Source organism: Kitasatospora sp. NPDC032757, from assembly GCF_055579305.1.
In genome coordinates, this window is record NZ_JBVINN010000016.1 from 107,236 (window position 1) to 124,841 (window position 17,606).

11 protein-coding genes and 3 tRNA genes are annotated in these 17,606 nt (G+C 75.2%); 9 read left to right on the plus strand and 5 right to left on the minus strand.

Features of this window, described 5'->3' with window-relative positions:
• The first annotated feature begins 52 nt into the window (after positions 1-52).
• Both ACZ5WK_RS19705 and ACZ5WK_RS19710 read left to right on the plus strand, forming a co-directional pair.
• Entirely contained in the window at positions 53-1,420 is a 1,368-nt protein-coding gene (locus ACZ5WK_RS19705; protein ID WP_465548661.1) for a hypothetical protein, read from the plus strand.
• 453 nt (positions 1,421-1,873) lie between these two features.
• Positions 1,874-3,535 (plus strand): long-chain fatty acid--CoA ligase, encoded by a 1,662-nt coding sequence (locus tag ACZ5WK_RS19710; protein ID WP_465548662.1) that lies wholly within the window; start codon positions 1,874-1,876, stop codon positions 3,533-3,535.
• Positions 3,536-3,627: 92 nt separating this feature from the next.
• On the opposite strand, the gene ACZ5WK_RS19715 is transcribed toward ACZ5WK_RS19710, so the two are convergent.
• Positions 3,628-7,335 (minus strand): hybrid sensor histidine kinase/response regulator, encoded by a 3,708-nt coding sequence (locus ACZ5WK_RS19715; protein WP_465548663.1) that lies wholly within the window; start codon positions 7,333-7,335, stop codon positions 3,628-3,630.
• Positions 7,336-7,511: 176 nt separating this feature from the next.
• Between ACZ5WK_RS19715 and ACZ5WK_RS19720 the strand changes: the two genes are divergently transcribed.
• From ACZ5WK_RS19720 to ACZ5WK_RS19730, 3 genes are all read left to right on the plus strand, one after another.
• Positions 7,512-7,605: transfer RNA gene (locus tag ACZ5WK_RS19720), tRNA-Ser, on the plus strand.
• A 207-nt stretch (positions 7,606-7,812) separates the two neighbouring features.
• Positions 7,813-7,888 (plus strand) — tRNA-Arg (locus tag ACZ5WK_RS19725).
• Positions 7,889-7,919: 31 nt separating this feature from the next.
• Positions 7,920-7,995: transfer RNA gene (locus tag ACZ5WK_RS19730), tRNA-Arg, on the plus strand.
• A gap of 57 nt (positions 7,996-8,052) precedes the next feature.
• On the opposite strand, the gene ACZ5WK_RS19735 is transcribed toward ACZ5WK_RS19730, so the two are convergent.
• Both ACZ5WK_RS19735 and ACZ5WK_RS19740 read right to left on the minus strand, forming a co-directional pair.
• A complete protein-coding gene (locus ACZ5WK_RS19735) occupies positions 8,053-9,255 on the minus strand; it encodes a globin domain-containing protein (RefSeq protein ID WP_465548664.1) in 1,203 nt (400 codons plus the stop codon).
• A gap of 10 nt (positions 9,256-9,265) precedes the next feature.
• Positions 9,266-9,682 carry a globin domain-containing protein gene (locus tag ACZ5WK_RS19740; protein ID WP_465548665.1) on the minus strand — a complete coding sequence of 139 codons (417 nt, stop codon included), beginning with the start codon at positions 9,680-9,682 and terminating at the stop codon, positions 9,266-9,268.
• A gap of 345 nt (positions 9,683-10,027) precedes the next feature.
• On the opposite strand from ACZ5WK_RS19740, the gene ACZ5WK_RS19745 reads away from it, so the two are divergent.
• From ACZ5WK_RS19745 to ACZ5WK_RS19755, 3 genes are all read left to right on the plus strand, one after another.
• Positions 10,028-12,619 (plus strand): Ig-like domain-containing protein, encoded by a 2,592-nt coding sequence (locus ACZ5WK_RS19745; RefSeq protein WP_465548666.1) that lies wholly within the window; start codon positions 10,028-10,030, stop codon positions 12,617-12,619.
• Between the two features lie 185 nt (positions 12,620-12,804).
• Positions 12,805-14,100, plus strand: a complete 1,296-nt coding sequence (locus tag ACZ5WK_RS19750; RefSeq protein WP_465548667.1) for an SPFH domain-containing protein — start codon at positions 12,805-12,807, stop codon at positions 14,098-14,100.
• Positions 14,097-15,158: a C40 family peptidase gene (locus tag ACZ5WK_RS19755; RefSeq protein ID WP_465548668.1), complete on the plus strand. Its 1,062-nt coding sequence runs from the start codon at positions 14,097-14,099 to the stop codon at positions 15,156-15,158. The genes ACZ5WK_RS19750 and ACZ5WK_RS19755 overlap by 4 nt, the downstream gene beginning before the upstream one ends.
• Before the next feature lie 93 nt (positions 15,159-15,251).
• On the opposite strand, the gene ACZ5WK_RS19760 is transcribed toward ACZ5WK_RS19755, so the two are convergent.
• Entirely contained in the window at positions 15,252-16,217 is a 966-nt protein-coding gene (locus ACZ5WK_RS19760) for an aldo/keto reductase (protein ID WP_465548669.1), read from the minus strand.
• A 151-nt stretch (positions 16,218-16,368) separates the two neighbouring features.
• Between ACZ5WK_RS19760 and ACZ5WK_RS19765 the strand changes: the two genes are divergently transcribed.
• On the plus strand, positions 16,369-16,569 hold the full coding sequence (locus ACZ5WK_RS19765) for a hypothetical protein (protein ID WP_465548670.1): 201 nt from the start codon (positions 16,369-16,371) through the stop codon (positions 16,567-16,569).
• 42 nt (positions 16,570-16,611) lie between these two features.
• Here ACZ5WK_RS19765 and ACZ5WK_RS19770 read toward each other — a convergent pair whose 3' ends face one another.
• Positions 16,612-17,598: an endo alpha-1,4 polygalactosaminidase gene (locus ACZ5WK_RS19770; RefSeq protein WP_465548671.1), complete on the minus strand. Its 987-nt coding sequence runs from the start codon at positions 17,596-17,598 to the stop codon at positions 16,612-16,614.
• Between the last annotated feature and the right edge of the window lie 8 nt (positions 17,599-17,606).

Sequence of the window (17,606 nt, forward strand, 5' to 3'; positions counted from 1 at the left end):
GTGTCCCGTCGACTCGGGCAGGCAGAGCTCGATCACGTGGAGGGGGACGAGCGTGTCGGAAGGCCAGGGGTACTACGGCGGCGCGGGCGGGCACGGCGCCGCGCCGCAGCCGAACCCGTACGCGCAGGGGGGTCCGCAGCCCGGCCCGTACGCGCAGGGCGGGGCGAACCCGTACGCGCAGGGCAGTCCGTACGGGCAGGGCGCGCCGCAGCCGAACCCGTACGCGCAGCCGAACCCGTACGCCCAGCCCGGCCCCCAGCCCGGCCCGTACGCCCAGCCCGGCCCCCAGCCCGGCCCGTACGCCCAGCCCGGCCCCCAGCCCGGCCCGTACGCCCAGCCCGGCCCGTACGCCCAGCCTGCCCCGTACGCGCAGCCCGGCCCGTACCCGCAGGGCACCCCGTACCCGCAGCCGACGCCCGCACGGCCCGCGCCCGCCGCGCCGCCCGCCGCACCCCTGGTTACCGGCCACCTCGGCCCGGGGCCGCGCCGCAGCCGGGTCGGCGTGCTGCTCCAGTTCACCCTCCAGTGGATCTACGCGCCGCTCTGGATCGCCGCCCTGGCGGCCCTGTTCGTGGCCCTGCTCTGGAGCGGTGCGAGTGGCCCGTCCGGCTCCGACTCCTGGCTGAAGGTCAACCGCACCTTCATCCCGCCGCGCCGCCTCAAGGCGGAGCTCACCGGCCGGCCGGAGGTCTGGGAGCGGTACCTCACGCCGATCCTCGAACGGCGGATCCGCGCGGCCGAGGCGACGCACGCCGCCGGCGGCGGTGAGGTCGGCGACGACCTCACCCGCGTGATGCACGTCAAGTTCTCGGTCCGCCTCTACCGGGGCCTCGGCGCGGCCGGCGTGGTGCGGCTCGCCGAGCGGTACGGCTGGGAGCGCGGATCCGTCGGCGCCGGCGAGGGCAGCGTCTGGATCCGCCGCGTGTTCCCTGCCCCGCCCCGGCTGCCCGCTCCGGGCCCGCAGGACCCGCCGGCCGCCCCCGGCACGCCGTGGGGGCCGCGTCCGGGCCGGTTCGCCCTTCTGCTGCCGTTCATGTTCGTCCTGCAGATCGTCTACGTCCCCGTCTACGGGGTGCTCAGCCTGCTGGCCTTCTGGGTGAACCACCCGGAGCCGGACCACTGGGACCGCTGGGGTGCCCGCTGGGCGGTGGGCCCGTGCGCCTTCTGGGCCGAGCTGTCCGGCAGTGCCGCCGCCTGGGACCGCCACATCCGCCGCGTCCTGGCCCGCGGGACCCGCCAACGGTCCGACTCCCCGGGCGCGGGCCTTCCGCGGCGCATCCGGATCAATCTCGCCACCTACCGCGGCGCCGGGGCTCAGGCGGTCCTGCGCATCGCCGCCGAACAGGGCTACGTCCTCGACCCGGCCTACACGCCGGAGCCCGAGCACTGCGTCCGCCTCCACCGCCCGGAGCAGGGCTGACCCGGCGTCACTCTGTGGTGGCTCCTACTCCTTCAGAGCGAGCGTCAGCCAGCCGAGGCCTCCGCAGTCCTGGCAGGTCTCCGAGATGTGCCCCGTCCCCGACCGGTCCGCCCGCACCCCCAGCCGCGCCCGCATCCGCACCCCGCCGGAACAGCACGGGCAGGGCACCCGGAACCCGCCCGCCCCCCGGTCGGCCCGGCGATCCCCGTCTCTGCCACTCATGCCCATCAGTATCGCCCGCCCCTGCCACCCCCGGGCGCCGCAGCAGGGTGCGTCCGGGCGTCCGGGTGGGCGCGGAGTGCGGCATCCGCGGTGAATCCGTGATCCGTGCAACGGGGTCGGGATGCTGACATCGGGTGGGCGGAGAGGCACAATCGGGCTCGACCACCCGCATTACCGACGAGTAGTGGCGGCGCGGTCGCAGCCGCAGTGCCGCCCGGTCAAGGAGGACCCGTGTTCAGCACGATGCAGGACGTACCGCTCACCGTCGCCCGGATCCTCACCCACGGGGCCACCATCCACGGGCGGTCGACGGTCACCACCTGGGACGGCACCGGGCCGGTGGTCCGGACGTACGCCGAGGTCGGGGCGCGGGCCGCACAGCTGGCGTGCGCGCTGCGGGACGAGCTCGGGGTCACCGGGGACGACCGGGTCGCGACCTTGATGTGGAACAACGCCGAGCACCTGGAGGCGTACCTCGCGGTGCCGTCGATGGGCGCGGTGCTGCACACGCTGAACCTGCGGCTCCCGGCGCACCAGCTGTCGTTCATCATCAACCACGCCGCCGACCGCGTGATCATCGTCAACGGCACCGTGCTGCCCCTGCTGGCCGCCGTCCTCCCGGAGCTCGGCCCGACGCTCAGGCACATCGTGGTCAGCGGCCCCGGCGACCGGTCCGTGCTGGCCGGCTTCGCGGGCACCGTGCACGACTACGAGGAGCTGCTCGCCGGCCGGCCGGCCGAGTACCCCTGGCTGACCGACATCGACGAGCGCCAGGCCGCCGTGCTCTGCTACACCTCCGGCACCACCGGCGACCCGAAGGGCGTGCTCTACAGCCACCGTTCGGTCTACCTGCACTGTCTCCAGGTCAACACCGGCGACAACTTCGCCTTCACCCCCCGTGACATCGCCCTGCCGGTCGTCCCGATGTTCCACGTGAACGCCTGGGGCATCCCGCACGCCGCCTTCATGTCCGGCGCCGGCCTGCTGATGCCCGACCGGTTCCTCCAGCCGAAGCCGATGGCCGAGATGATCGCCCGGGTGAGGCCCACCGTCAGCGCCGCCGTGCCGACGATCTGGAGCGGCCTGCTGGACGAGCTGGACGCGGGCGACTACGACACCTCCAGCCTGCGGATGGTGGTCATCGGCGGCTCGGCCTGCCCGCCGTCGCTGATGCAGGGGTTCGACGAGCGCCACGGCATCCGGGTCGTGCACGCCTGGGGGATGACGGAGACCTCGCCGCTCGGCTGCTTCGCCCAGCCGCCCGGCGGGCTCACCCCCGAGGAGGAGTGGCCGTACCGGGTCACCCAGGGCATCTTCCCGGCCTCGGTCGAGGCCCGGCTGATCGGCCCGGCCGGCGAGCGGATGCCGCACGACGGCGTCTCGGCGGGCGAGCTGGAGGTGCGCGGGCCGTGGATCGCCGGCGCGTACTACGGCGGCGCCGGCCACGACCCGGAGCGCCCGGAGGACAAGTTCTCCGAGGACGGCTGGCTGCGCACCGGTGACGTCGGCACCATCACCGCGGACGGCTACCTGACCCTGACCGACCGGGCCAAGGACGTGATCAAGTCCGGCGGGGAGTGGATCTCCTCGGTGGACCTGGAGAACCAGCTGATGGCCCACCCGGAGGTCGCCGAGGCGGCCGTGGTGGCCGTGCCGGACGAGAAGTGGGGCGAGCGGCCGCTGGCCACCGTCGTGCTGCGGCCGGGGGCCACGGCCGGCCTGAAGGAGCTGCGCGCCTTCCTCGCCGGGCGGATCGCCTCCTGGCAGCTGCCGGAGCGCTGGGCGATCGTCGAGTCGGTGCCGAAGACCTCGGTCGGCAAGTTCGACAAGAAGGTGATCCGCGCCCAGTACGCCGCGGACGAGCTGGACGTCACGGTGCTCGGCAAGGAGTAGCCGACGGGCCGGCCGGGACCACGGCCGGGACCACGGCTGAGGGCCGGTCACCCCGCACGGGGTGACCGGCCCTCAGCCGTGTCCGTCCGGGGTCACCCGGCGGCCGGGACGCCCGCCTCGCCCATGGCGCCGATCCGCCCGAGCAGGTCGACGATCCGCGACTGCACGTCCGCGCTGGTCGAGCGCTCGGCGAGGAAGAGCACCGTCTCGCCGGTGCGCAGCCGGGGCAGTTCGCGCGGGTCGAGGTCCACCGAGGTGTAGACGACCAGCGGGGTGCGGTGCAGCCGGTCGTTGGTGCGCAGCCAGTCGAGCAGGCCGACCCGGCGGCGGCGGATCTGGAAGAGGTCCATCACCACCAGGTTCGGCTGCACGCTGCTGGCCCGGGAGACGGCGTCGTTCTCGTCCACCGCGTGCTCGACGTGCATGCCGCGCCGTTCCAGGCTGCTGATCATGGCGGCGGCGATGTCCGGGTCGCCCTCGACCAGCAGGACGCGCGGGGCGTGGTGCTCGCCGTCGCGCGGGGCGAGCGCGCGCAGCAGGACGGCCGGGTCGGCGCCGTACGCGGCGTCCCGGGTGGCCTGGCCGAGGCCGGCGGTGACCAGCACCGGGACCCGGCTGTTGAGCGCGGCGGTGCGCAGCGACTGCAGCGCGGTCCGGGTGATCGGGCCGGTCAGCGGGTCGACGAAGAGCGCGGCGGGGAAGCCGGAGACCTGGGCGTCCACCTCTTCGCGGGAGCGGACGATCACCGGGCGGTAGCCGCGGTCCTGGAGGGCCTGCTTGGTGGCCGGGTCGGGCTCGGGCCAGACCAGCAGGCGGCGCGGGCCGCCGTCCCCGCCGGGGGCGGGCAGCGCGGGGTGCTCGGCGGGGTCGTCGTGGCCGGCGGCGGGCAGCTCGGCCATCGGCCGCGGCGCGGTCCGGGCCTCCGGTACGGCGGGCAGTTGCGGCGCACCGGCAGGCCGGGCCGGGGCGGGGGCCTCCGGGGCGAGGGCGGCCGGGCCGCCCGGTGCCCCGGGAGCCTGGAGCGGACGCGGCGGCGCCAGCTCGGCGAGCCCGGTGCCGACGGGCTGCGGGCCGTCGGCCTGGCCGGCCGCGGCCGGACCGTCCGACCCGGGGGCGGGCAGCGCGGGCCGGGCGGGGGCCGGCACGGTGGGGACGGCGTCGGGGGCGGACGGCTCCTGGGCCTCGGCGCCGGGGCCGGGCGGGACGGCCAGCCGGCGGCGGCGGCCGGTCGGTGCGGCGGTGGCCGGTTCGGGCAGCGCGGGTGCGGGCCCGGCCGGCAGCGCGTGCTCCAGGCCGGGGTAGACGGTGGCGGGGTCGGGGACGCCGGGGAGGGCGAACCCGCCGGAGGAGTCCTCGTTGGCCGGCAGCGCCCGGCGCCGCCGGGACGGCTTGGGGGCCTGCCCGTCGTCGGCCCGGCCGCTGTCCGGGCCGACCGGCGTTCCGTCGGCGGGGGTGCCGTCGGCCTGGATTCCCTGGGCGGGGGTGCCGCCGGCCGGCGTGCCGTCGGCGGGGGTGCCGGCAGCCGGGGTGGCGTCCACGGGAGTCCCGCCCGCCGGCGTGCCGGGGGCCTCGGCGGCGGGCGCGGGCGCGGGCGCCGGCCCGAGCGCGAGCGGGCCGCGCGGGCCGGCCGTGCCGGCCTGGGCGCGGTGGTCCTCCGGGCGGCCGTCGGCGCCGTCGAGACCGTCGACCGGCACGGCGTACGCGGTGCCGGACCGGCCGTCGTCCTTGCCCCACGGGTCGGTCGGCTGGGCGGTCGGGCCACCGAGGCCCTGCCGCCCGTACGCGGGGTCGTTGCCGGTGCCGTGCCACTGCTCGGGGACGGCCCGCTCGACCCGTGCGGGGGCGTGCGGCCACTGGTCGGCGGCCCCGGCGGGAGCGTCAGCCGCCGGAGCGGGGGGCGCGGCGGGGGGAGCCGGCGGCTGTTCGACGGCCGGCCGGCCGCGGCGTCCGCGCCGCTCGGCGACCGGCTCCTCGGCGGGCTGCTCGTCCGCCCGCTGCTCCGTCACCGGCTTCGGGCTCTCACCCCCGGACGCCGTGTCGGCGTCGTCCTCGGGGTGGTGCGCGGTGGGCAGCTGCGGGATGCCCGGCAGGTCGGGCAGGACGGCGGAGTCGGTCTCCTTGGGACGGTCCGACCGCCCCTCGGCCGCCGCGCGCTCGGCCGCGGCCTTCGCCGCGACCGGGTCCAGCGGCAGCTCGACGACGTACGTGGTGCCGGCCTTGCCGGGCAGTTCGTGCGGCTGGAGTACGCCGCCGTGCCGCTCGACCACCGCGCGGGCGATCGGCAGGTGGACGGGGCTGCCGCCGCGGCCGGGGCCGCGGATCTCCACCCGCGCGACGTCGCCGCGCTGGGCGGCGGCGAGCACCACCATCGGCGCATCGCCGCCGGTGGACGCCAGGGTCTCCCCGGCGGCGATGCCCGGACCGGGGGCGGCCGGACCGGGGGAGGGGAGGACGGGCGGAGCGTCCAGCGAGAGCGCGACCCCGCTGACGTCGGCGACCAGGTGGGCCAGCGCCTGGGCGAGCCGCTGCTCGTCCGCGATCACCTCGACGGCGGCGGCGTGCACGGAGAACCGCACCCGGCCGGCGCCGACCAGCTCGCCCGCGTGCTCGACGGCCTGCCGGACCACCTTGTCCAGGGCGACCGGGACGCGCTCGGGGGCCTTCCGGCCGGCCTTGCCGTCGCCCTTGCCCTCGTCCCCGGCGTCGCCCGGTCCGGAGCCGGCCGAGGCCTCGCCCGCCTCGGAGCGCTGGTGGGCGAGCACGCCGTCGATCAGCTTGCCGAACCGGCGGCACTCGTCGGCCAGCCGGCGCAGCGTCCAGTTGGCCTCGGGCCAGAGCTGGCCGGCCGGGTCTGCGGCGAGTGCGTCGATCCGGCGGTGCAGCGCCGTCAGCGCGCCGCCCAGCTCGCTCTCCAGGACGGCGGTGAGGTGCTCGTTGCGGGCGACGAGGGCCAGCTCGCGGCTGCGGTCGGTGAAGGTCATCACCGCGCCGACCAGCTGGTCGCCGTCCCGGACGGGGGCGGTGGTGAGGTCGACGGTGACCGGCCGGCCGTCCTTGCGCCAGAGCACGGTGCCGCGCACCCGGTGCTTGCGTCCGGAGGTGAGGGTGTCCAGCAGTGCGGACTCCTCCAGCGCCAGCGGGGTTCCGTCGGCCCGGGAGTGCTGGATCAGCGGGTGCAGCTCGCGACCGCCGAGCTCGCTCGCCCGGTACTCCAGGATGTGCGCGGCGGCCGGGTTGACCAGCACGCAGCGGCCTTCGAGGTCCACGCCGAGCACGCCCTCGGCGGCGGCGCGCAGGATCATCTCGGTCTGCTTGTGCTGGCGCCGCAGCTCCGCCTCGACGCCGAGCCGGCTGGAGAGGTCGCGGACCAGCAGCAGGAGCAGGTCGCTGCCGGAGGGCCGGGAACTCTCGCGGTACGGGTCGTAGGGGACGAGCGGCGAGAGCGCGTAGCCGCGGCCCTCGCCGGAGGCGCCGTCGTCGGCGAAGTCGTTGCCGGAGACCTCGACCGGGAAGGTCGTGCCGTCGGTGCGACGGGCGGTCATCCGCACCGGGCGGTCGAGGGCGTCGTCCTCGCGCGGGGTCGGCCGCATCGAGCCGGGGATCCGGCTCGGGTCGAACTCCGGCAAGAGGTCGAGGACGCCCATGCCGACCAGCGAGGTGCCGGGCGTCTGGAGCGCCTGGACGGCTGCGTTGTTGGCATCGACGACGGTGCCGTTGCTGTTCACCAGCAGCAACGCGTCGGGCAGGGCGTCGAGTATGGCGGCGAGGCGAGCAGCGCCTCGGATCGGCCTGCTGCTCACGTCGACAGGTCTCCTCGGCTCAGGGCAGCTCCTCCGGAGACGGCAGTATCTCATTCTTCTTTGCGACGGGGACGACCCGCCTAGTAACGTTGTCGGTGGTTGGTGCCGAGCCCCCGGGTTGTGGCATCATCACTGGCACACGGAGCGGGTCCGCCACGCGGGCGCGTTTCATGTGGGGAGGCTTCGCCTAGTCCGGTCTATGGCGCCGCACTGCTAATGCGGTTTGGGTCTTAAAGCCCATCGAGGGTTCAAATCCCTCAGCCTCCGCCAGCCGGGAGCCCCGTCGACGATCACGTCGGCGGGGCTTTTCGCATGTCCGGGCCCGATGCGCCGGGCAGCTCGCGGCAGGTGGCCGGAGGGGGCCGGTGAGGGCCCGGGACGGCGCCCGGGGGTGCCCGGATCAATCGATTTCGCCCCGCGTCGCAGGTCATGTAATGTTGTCCCCGCACCGCCCCGGTGGCACGTTCACCAGGGCGAGCGCTCATAGCTCAACGGATAGAGCACTTGACTACGGATCAAGAGGTTGCAGGTTCGAATCCTGCTGAGCGCACCAAACCCCGCAAGGCCGGGTCCGCCCGGCACTTGCGCTCATAGCTCAACGGATAGAGCACTTGACTACGGATCAAGAGGTTGCAGGTTCGAATCCTGCTGAGCGCACCAGCGAGAAGCCCCCGGCCACCGGCCGGGGGCTTCTCCCGTTTCCGGCGCCGGCCGGGCTCATCCCAGGTCGGTGCGGTTGATCCAGGGCACGTCCCGCTGGTCCAGGAACCAGTCGGAGGAGGTCAGCGGCCGGGTCCGGTTGAAGGTCACCGGCACCGGGTCGTGCAGGATCCGGCCGGGGTCGGCGCCGAGGCCGGCCAGCAGCTCGGCGAGTGCCGGGGCGAGGTCCGGCGGTCCGCTGAGGTGGACGTCCCAGCCGGACCAGTCGCCGTGCCGCAGCAGCACGTCGCGGACCATCCCGACCGCGTCGTCGCGCCGGTTCCCCGGCGCGGGGGCGGCGAGCAGCACCTGGAGCCGGTTGTTCCGGGCGAGCTGCCGCTCGGCGGCGGCCAAGTCGTACTGCTCGGCCTCCGAGCGGGCGGCGAGCACCACGGTGACGTGGCGGGTGGCCCGTTCGGCGGCGAGCTGTTCCAGCAGCGCCAGGGTCTGCCCCCAGCCGGTGCCGCCGGCCACCGCCAGCAGCGGCCGGTGCGAGCCCGGGTCGAGCACCGCGTCGCCGAGCGCGGGCCCGAGCCGCAGCAGTTCGCCCGGGACGACGTCGTCGACCAGCGCGGTACTGAGCAGCCCGCCGGCCACCCGGCGGACGTGCACGTCGAGGCTGCCGTCCGGCCGCGGGGCGTTGGCGATCGAGTACGGGCGCCAGACCTTCGGTGCCCGGGGGCTGCTGAGGGTGAGGTACTGGCCGGGGACGAACGGGTACGGGCGCATTGGGGCGAGGGTGAGCACGGTGATGTCGGCGGCGGCGCGGCGCCGGACGGCCACCTCGGCCTCCCACCAGGCGGGGGTGTCGGCCGGGACGTCGGCGGTGGCCTCGGTCATCACCTGGGCGATCACCGTGAACGCCTCGGTCCACGCCTTCTCGGTCTCGGGCGTCCACGAGTGGCCGGAGAAGTGCCGCACCGCGGCGATCAGGCTGGCCCCGACGGCGGGGTAGTGCTCGGGCGCGGCCTGGAACTTGCGGTGGTCGCGCCCGAGCGCCCGGAGGTATCCGGTGAGCTGTTCGGCGCTCTCCAGTCGCAGCACGATCCGGGTGAGTGCGGCGAAGAACCGGTCCCGCTGCTCGGCCATCTCGGCGGGGAAGTACGCCCGTAACCCCGGGTTGTGGGTGAACAGGTGGGCGTAGAAGTACTTGGCCACGTGGTCGGCGCGGCGCTCGACGACGGCGAAGCCGGCGCGGATGACCGCGGGGTCGAAGGGCACCGCGACCCGGCTAGGCGGACTGCGCGGCGGTGAGGGCCTCGCCCATGGTGTCGGCGACGACGCCGTAGACGGCGGTCCAGGAGGCCTCGGCCTGCGGGGTCCAGGCGTCCCCGGCGAAGTGGGCGAGGGTGGCCAGCAGGCTCGCGCCGACGGCGGGGAAGTGGTCGGTGACCGCCCCGTACCCGGCGTGCCGGGCGCCGAGGTCCCGCAGGATGCCGACCAGCGTGTCGGTGTCCTCCAGATGGGTGACCAGCGCGCCGAGGGCGGCCCAGAGCCGGTCCTGCTGTTCGTCCAGGTGCTCGGCGAAGAGGCCGCGGACACCGGGATTGTGCTCGAACAGATGCTGGTAGAAGTACCCGGCGACGGCGGGGCCGTGGGGTTCGACGACCGCGAAACTGCTCTTGACGAGAACGGGGTCAATAGTCACGGGCCCCGACTGTACTGAGCGGTCCGGTAATTCGAACAGAGCAGCCCGGTGAATAGTCAGGTGCCCGACGTCGGCGCCTGGTTGGAACCACCGGGATTCGCCGTGATTCGCCTCGATGCGCCGCCTAACGGATGAAATACATCCCTTTCGGGTACATCCTGTCCTCCCGGTCGGATGACCGCCGATCGGGTGGCATTCGACCATGAGTGCAGGTGTCGCGGTATGACCGGCTCAGGATCATGATTCCGTTTTGTCGGATCTTGTGCCCAGACTGCCGGCCGATGATCACTGGCCCTCGGTCACTGGCCACCGGCCCCCCGGCAGCCGATACCGAGGGAGAGCCGGATGAGCCGACAGTTTCCTTACGACGCCGCCCTGTCCGCCCCGGCCCCGCACCGGCGTGGCGCCCGGGCAGGAGGGGTGCGACGGCTCCGGCCGGCGGCGGTCGGCGCTTCGGCGGCCCTGGCGGCCGGCCTGCTGATCGCCTGGAACCCGCCGCTCTCCTCGGCCCAGCAGTCCCCTGACACCTGGTCGGGAGATCACCGCGCGGTCCTGCCCTCCGGTCTCGTCGTCCAGCTCGACTTCTCCGCCGCACCCGGTTCGGCCGCCGCGGCCGAACCGGGTGAATTGGCCGACCGGGCCGGAGGAGGCCGGGCGGCCGCTCTCTATACGGACGGAGTTCGGCCCGGAGATCCCGCGCAGATCTTCCGGATCGCGGAGGACCGTCCACAGACGGATGGTTCCTGGCGCACGGTCGGAACACTTCAGCTCGGCTTTTCCAGGCCGGTCCGGAATCCCCGGCTGCATCTCGGCGGACTCGCCGGAACGGCGACCGGGAAGGACGGCGCCACCAGCACCGTGACCCGGCTGACGCTCACCGGCGGCTCGCCGAGCACCCCGACCCTGGTCAACCGCACCGACTGGCCCGGCTGGACGGTCGACGGCAACACCCTCGCCCCCGCCGGTGCGGACGGCAGCGCCGACGCCGAGGCCGGGGCCGCCGCCGAGGGCAGCCTGGAGCTGGCCGGCACCTTCCGTACCGCCGTCTTCCGGGTCGAGCAGCGCTCCACCGCCCGGGCCGGCTCCACCACCGCACCGCAGCCGCTGGACCTGGCGGCCACCATCACCCTGGACGAGGGCGTCGGGACCGCCCCGCAGGTCTACGGAAACGCCTCCCACGTGCTCTCCGACCTCTTCCTCGGTGCGGACGCCACCGACGCGACCCGGCTCGCCCGGCCCCCCGCCACCGTCGCGCGGGGGGCGGCCGACGAGCCGTTGGTCCAGCTCGACCACGGCGCCGCGCGGCGCAGCGTCTGGTCCAGCCCGGTGCCGCCGAAGCTCCAGCCCGGGCGCGGCGAGTACCAGGGCGCCGACCCGGCCGTCAGCTACCCGGCGGAGGCGGCGATCGGCCGCTACTACCGGCTCACCGTCCCGGTCGCGGTGAGCGGCGCGCCCGCCACCCTGGCCGGCTGGGTCGACTTCGACCGCAACGGGCACTTCGACCCCGTCGAGCGGGCGCAGACCGAGATCCCGGCGGGCGCCGACAGCGCGACCCTGGAGTGGACCGTCCCCGCCGACGCCGCGTCCGGGGAGACCTGGGCCCGGCTGCGGATCGGCCGGGACGCGGCGCAGCTGGTGCCGGCCGGCGGCTTCGCCGACTCCGGGCAGGTCTCCGACCAGCGGATCCGGCTGACCGTCGGCACCTCCCGGCCCGAGATCGCCACCCCGGTCGACGGCACCATCGTCTCCGACGCCCGCCCGGAGGTGCGGGGCGAGGGCGCGGTGGCCGGTGCGACGGTCGAGGTCCGGGACGGCGACGCGGTGGTCTGCAAGGCCCGGGTCGAAAGGGGCGGCGACTGGTCCTGCCGGCCGGGCGGCCCGCTCGGCGCGGGGGCGCACCGCCTCACCCCGGTCGAGACCACCGGCGGCGGGGTGGTGCTGCGCGGCGAACCGGTCCGGATCACCGTGAAGACCGCGCCGCCGGCCGCCCCCGTGCTCAGCCCCCCCGAGTACACCAGCGACCCGGGCCTCCAGCTGACCGGTACCGGGGAGCCGGGCAGCACCGTCTCGGTCGCGGACCAGCCGGACGGGGCCCACGGCGGCGCCACCGCCGAGCTGTGCAGCACGGCGGTGCGGCCGGACGGCGGCTGGTCCTGCCTGCCGGTCGAGAACCTGCCGGACGGGCGGCACCAGCTCACCCCGGCCGCCGTCGACGCCGCCGGGAACCGGACACCGGGGCGGCCGGTGGCGCTCATCGTGGACACCGCCCCGCCGGACCGGCCGGTGCTGACGACGCCCGCCGCCGGCGAGACCGTCCGGGCCGCCCGGCCGAAGCTCGCCGGGCGGGCGGAGCCGGGGGCCAGGGTGACCGTCACCGCCCGGTCGGGCAGCGCGGCCTCGGCCGAGCGGATCGTCGCCTGCGGGGTCAGCGCCGCCGCGGACGGCAGCTGGAGCTGCACGGCCGGCCGGGACCTGGCGGACGGCGAGCAGTGGCTGGTCGTCACGGCGACCGACCGGGCGGGCAACGGGACGGCGGCCGACGCGGTCACCGTCCGGGTCGCGGCGGCCGGGGCTCCGGCGGCGTCGCCGGGGGCGGCTCCGGCGGCGTCGCCGGGGGCGGCTCCGGCGGTGTCCCCGTCGTCCCTGGCCTCGCCGTCCCCGTCCGCCACCGTGGCCGCCGCCCCGGCGGTCGCGCCGCCCGGGACGGCGGAGGCGGTGTCCCCCGGACAGGTGTCCGCCGAGACCTCCCGGGTACCGGCCGCGCCGCCGGACCAGCAGCCCGTCGGGGCTGCGGCGGAGGCGTCGCAGGCGGCGTCCGACCGGCCGCGGTCGGACGGCTGGCGCGGCGGCCTCGCCGGTGTCCTGCTGCTGCTCACCGGGGTCGGGCTGATCACCCGTCGGGTCTTCGCCCGCGGCCTCGGCGCACGGCGGCGCTGAACCACCCCGACCATCCGCTCGTGTGCCTGCGCGTCAGGTCGGCTTCGGATGATTCGTCAGGAAATGTCGACACGTACTTATCGCAAATGTCGCATTTGATGACGTATGAACTTAGCCTGGCTCTGGCACTGCCCGTCAGATCCGGGCCGCCCGTTGCGCGACACACCGAACCCGAGGATCCGTGCATGGACGTCACCCGCGACTCTTCGCAGCGACCCGACAACCCGCCCAAGGCGCTGCCCCCGACCGTGCCGGAACGTTTCGCCTCCGGCTCCAGCCCGCTGGCCGGGCGGGCGGCCGCCAGGACGCCGGCGACCCCGGCGACCGCGGCGCCCAAGACCGCCAAGCCGGTCGACGGCGGCCCGGCCACCATGCCGCTGGCGGTTGTCCCCAGCCCGGCGGTCACGCCCGTCGACCTGCGGGACCCGTTGGAAACGGCGGGCCCGGAGACCGTGGAGGTCCCGGAGGCCACCCCGGCCGGCGCGGTCATCGCGACCACCTCCCGCCGACCCCCGCGTGCCGATCAGGCGCTGCGCGAGCACGGCGCCACCGCACTGCCCGGCTGGATCGCCCTGCTGGCGGTGCTGGTCGGCCTGGCGGCCGTCCTGCTCGTCCTGCTGCACGACGGCGTCGTCCCGTACTGGGACGCGCTGCCCGACCTGCGCGGCACCGCCGCCCGGGCGGGCGGCCGGGCCGACGTCGACGCCCGGTCGGTCACCGCCGTCACCGCCGCCGGCCTGCTGATCGTCTTCTCGCTGGCCGGGCTGCTGGCCAACGCGGGCGGCGAGACCCGGGTGCTCAGCCGCTGGGGCAGCTACCGCGGCACCGTCCGGCGGACCGGTCTGCTCTGGGTCAACCCGCTGCTGCGCCGCCGCCGGGTGGACGTCCGGCTGCGGCACTGGCGCAGCGAGCCGGTCAAGGTGGTCGACCGGACGGGCACGCCGATCGTCGTCCGGCTGCTGATCGTCTGGCGGGTCAAGGACACCGCCCGGGCGCTGCTGGCGATCGCGGACCACGAGGCCTACCTGCGCGAGCAGGTGCAGGCCGTGCTGACCCGCACCGCGTCCACCCTGCCGTGCGACAGCAACGCGGCGCCCGGTCCGGCGCTGCGCGACGGCCAGTGGTTCGCCGACGAGCTGACCCGGGCGCTGGCCGCCGAGGTCGCCCCGGCGGGCCTGGAGGTGTACTCGGTGCAGCCGCTGGCGCTGGACTACGCGCCCGAGGTCGCCGAGTCGATGCGCCGCCGCCGGCTGGCCGATCTGGACGCGGGCCTGCGCACGGTGCTGGTGGACGACGCGGTGGAGGCGGCGGCGCTCGCCGTCCGCCGGCTGGAGCGCGCCACCGCGCACGAACTGGACGAGGCCGCCCGCAGCGCCCTGATGGGGCAGTTGCTGGTGGCCTTCGTCGCCCCGGCCGGAGTGGCCGCCTCGGTACCGTCCCCGGCCGCCCGGGCCGGGCGGAAGGAAGGACGACCGGCATGAAGATAGCCACCGGCTCGGAAGCCGACTTCGGGACCGACCGCGACGCGGAGCTCGCGGGATTCGACGTGGAGTTCGCCGCCTTCGACGCGGAGTTCGCGGGCTTCGACACCGACGCCGCGCTGATCGGCTTCGAGGAGAGCCTCGGCAGCATCCCCGCGGTCACGGGGTGCGCCTGCCTGGCCTGCGCGGCCCGGCCGCGCACCGCGCGCCCCTCCGCGGCGTCCGGTGGCGGACGAATACGCCGCGCCGTGCGAGATACCTGCCTGGCCACCACCGTGCTGGCCGGTGCCGGTGTGGTCGGCCTGACGGCCGGAGCCGGGTCCGCGCACGCCGCGGCCGGCAAGCAGGGCTGGGACGGGTCGAAGTACTGGTTCCAGAACGCCAAGGGCCAGTGGCGGTACACCACCCACTACGACGTCTACGCCGGCCGCACCGGCAAGCCCGCCCGACCGGCCAAGCCCGCCCAGTCCGGCGGATCCGGCACGTCGTCCGGTACGGCGGGCGCCTCCAACGGCTCGGCCGCGTCCTCGGGGATGCGGCAGGGCTGGGACGGCTCCAGGTACTGGTTCAAGAACAGCGGCGGCGAGTGGCGGTACACCAGCCACTACGACATCTACCTGAGCCGCACCGGCCAGTCCGGCGGCGGTTCCTCGCCCGCTGAGCCGGCCCCGGCGCCGGACAGCACGCCGGCCTCCGACAGTGTCGAGGCGGCCGTCGACTACGCACTCGCCCAGCTCGGCAAGCCGTACGTCTGGGGCGGCAACGGCCCGTCCGGCTACGACTGCTCGGGGCTGGTCCAGCAGGCGTACCTGCGCAGCGGGATCAGCCTGCCGCGGGTGGCCGACGACCAGTACGCGGCCACCACCCCGATCGGCGTGGGGCAGCTGCGCCGCGGTGACCTGCTGTTCTGGTCGGACACCGGCCGCGCCTCCGGCATCCACCACGTGGGGATCTACCTGGGCGGCGGCAAGTTCGTCGAGGCGCCCCGGCCGGGCAAGACGGTCCGGGTCTCGACCATCAGCAGCGGCTTCTACCCGACCCACTTCGGCCGCCCGTAGCAGCCGGCCCCGCGGTGGGGACAGCGGCCCCCGACGGAATCGGATCCGTCGGGGGCCGTTGCCGTGGTGCGGCGGTTGCCGGTCGGGCCGGGCTCAGGCGGAGGCGGTGTTCAGCAGGGTGAGCTGCTCCGGGGTGAGCCGCAGGGAGGCGGCGGCCAGCAGCGGGGGGAGCTGCTCGACCGTGCGGGCGCTGGCGATCGGGGCGGCGACCGTCGGGCGGGTGTTGAGCCAGGCCAGGGCGACGGTGGCGAGCTCGGCGCCGTGTTCGGCGGCGACGCTGTCCAGGGCCTCCAGGACCTTGGGGCCGCGCGGGTCGGCCAGGTAGCGGGAGGCGCCCTCGGACCGGGCACTCGCGACCTCGCCGCCGCCGGGGCGGTACTTGCCGGTGAGGAACCCGGAGGCGAGCGCGTAGTAGGGGACGGTGGCGAGGCCGTGGTCGGCGACCACGTCGGCCAGCGGGCCCTCGAACGTGGCGCGGGAGACCAGGTTGTAGTGCGGCTGGACGGCGACGTACTTGGCCAGGCCCTCGCGCTCGGCGAAGGCCAAAGCCTCCGCGAGCCGCTCGGCGCCGATGTTGGAGGCGGCGATCTCGCGGACCTTGCCCTCCTTCACCAGCTCGGTCAGCGCGGTGACGAACTCCTCGACCGGGGTGTCGTCGTCCTGGTGGGTGTAGTAGAGGTCGATGCGGTCGGTGCCCAGGCGGCGCAGCGAGCCCTCGACCGAGGACTTGATGGTGGCCGCGCCCAGGCCGCGGGCCTCGGGGTGGAGGCCGACCTTGGTGGCGATCACCAGGTCGTCGCGGTTGCCCCGGCTGCGGATCCAGTTGCCGATGATGGTCTCGGACTCGCCGCCGGTGTTGCCGGGCACCCAGGAGGAGTAGGTGTCGGCGGTGTCGACGAAGTTGCCGCCGGCGGCCGCGTAGGCGTCGAGGACGGCGAAGGACTGCTGCTCGTCGGCCGTCCACCCGAAGACGTTGCCGCCGAGGGAGAGCGGGTGCACGGCGAGGTCGGAGGTGCCCAGCCGGACCCGGCCGGGGGCGTCACTGCGGTTTCCGGTCATGCCCGGGGTCAACCGGATCGGGCGGGCGGGCATTCCATGATCCGGACGGACTTCACACGCCTGTCGCACCTGTGTCGCACTGGTGGGGGGAACGGACCGGAGGAGGGTCCGGGGTGTCGGCGGGGTCCGTGGATTCGTTAGAGTCCGTGCCATGGCTGACAACGACTACGACCCCGCCGGCAGCACCCAGATGTTCCGGGCGTTCGTCGACGAGAGCCCGGCACCGCAGGCACCGGGCTCCGTCTCCACCTACGGCAGCAGTGGCGGCAGCAGCCGGACCGGCGTGATCGCGGTGATCGCCGTCGTCGCGCTGGCCGTTCTGGGTGCCGTCATCTGGCTGGCGGTCAAGTAACCCTCTCGACGGAGTGCCTGGCGGACTGCCCGCTCTGCCGGTTCAGCAGGGCTTCCGCCAGGCGTCCAGTTCGAGCTTCTTCTGCATCGAGCTGAAGCCGAGGGCTTTGGTCCGCTCGCAGAACTTCTCCGTGCCGAGCTTGTACTCGACATGGAAGACCGCCTTGCCCGCCTGGACGAACGGCGAGAGCCGGGCGCACTCGTCGAACTGGGCGCACTCCTCGTTCACGGCGAAGTCGAAGTCGGGCAGCAGGGCGGGGATCTGCTCCAGGTCGTTCTTCAGGCCGATCGCCATGCCGCGCTCGTGCGCGAGCCCGGCCAGCATGCGGTTGTACCTGAGCTGGTCGTCGGCGGTGAGCGGGAAGCCGCTGTTCTGGTTGTAGGCCTCGATGGTGTCCGGCTCGACCGCGTCGAAGCCCTTGGTCCGGCACATGTCGAAGCGGGCCGCCATCAGCGGCTTCAGCTGGTCGAGCTTGCGGATGTCGAACCACTTCTCGCCCTTCCAGCCGTTGCTGTCGCCCTGGAGGGCCTTGGCGAAGGCCTTGGAGTCGGGGCGGAAGTCCTCCCAGGAGCCGGCGTTGATGTAGCAGATCACCTTGCGGCCCTTGGCGTGCAGGGCGGCGACGGTCGCGGCGTCGGTCTCGAAGCCGTCGATGTCGTAGACCGGGACGTCCACCGACTGGTCGACGCCGCCGCCGAGTTGCCACTGCCAGGCGAGGCCGGGGGCGGGCTGCCACCGGGTGCCGGCGGGCTGCGCCGGCGTACCGGGGGTGCCGGGGGTGCCGGGGGCGGACGGCGTACCGGGGGTGCCGGGGGTGCCGGGGGTGCCTGGCGTGGTCCCGGGGGTGGTCGTCCCGGGTGCGGACGGGGTGCCCGGGACGGGGGCGGCGGTGGCCGCGGGCGGCTGGGCGCCGGTGGCGTCGGCCGAGGGGTCGTCCTCGTCCTCCGAACCCGAGCTGCTGCACGAGGTGGCCAGCAGGGCGGTGGTCAGGGCGAGGGCGGCCAGCAGGGGCCGGGTGCGGCGGGTCACGGTAGTCG

What these genes read in the sequence shown, in the direction of transcription:
- ACZ5WK_RS19745 (WP_465548666.1), top strand. Translation starts at nt 10,028, where the DNA reads ATGAGCCGACAGTTTCCTTACGACGCCGCCCTGTCCGCCCCGGCCCCG.
- ACZ5WK_RS19750 (WP_465548667.1), top strand. Translation starts at nt 12,805, where the DNA reads ATGGACGTCACCCGCGACTCTTCGCAGCGACCCGACAACCCGCCCAAG.
- ACZ5WK_RS19755 (WP_465548668.1), top strand. Translation starts at nt 14,097, where the DNA reads ATGAAGATAGCCACCGGCTCGGAAGCCGACTTCGGGACCGACCGCGAC.
- ACZ5WK_RS19760 (WP_465548669.1), bottom strand. Translation starts at nt 16,217, where the DNA reads ATGACCGGAAACCGCAGTGACGCCCCCGGCCGGGTCCGGCTGGGCACC.
- ACZ5WK_RS19765 (WP_465548670.1), top strand. Translation starts at nt 16,369, where the DNA reads ATGGCTGACAACGACTACGACCCCGCCGGCAGCACCCAGATGTTCCGG.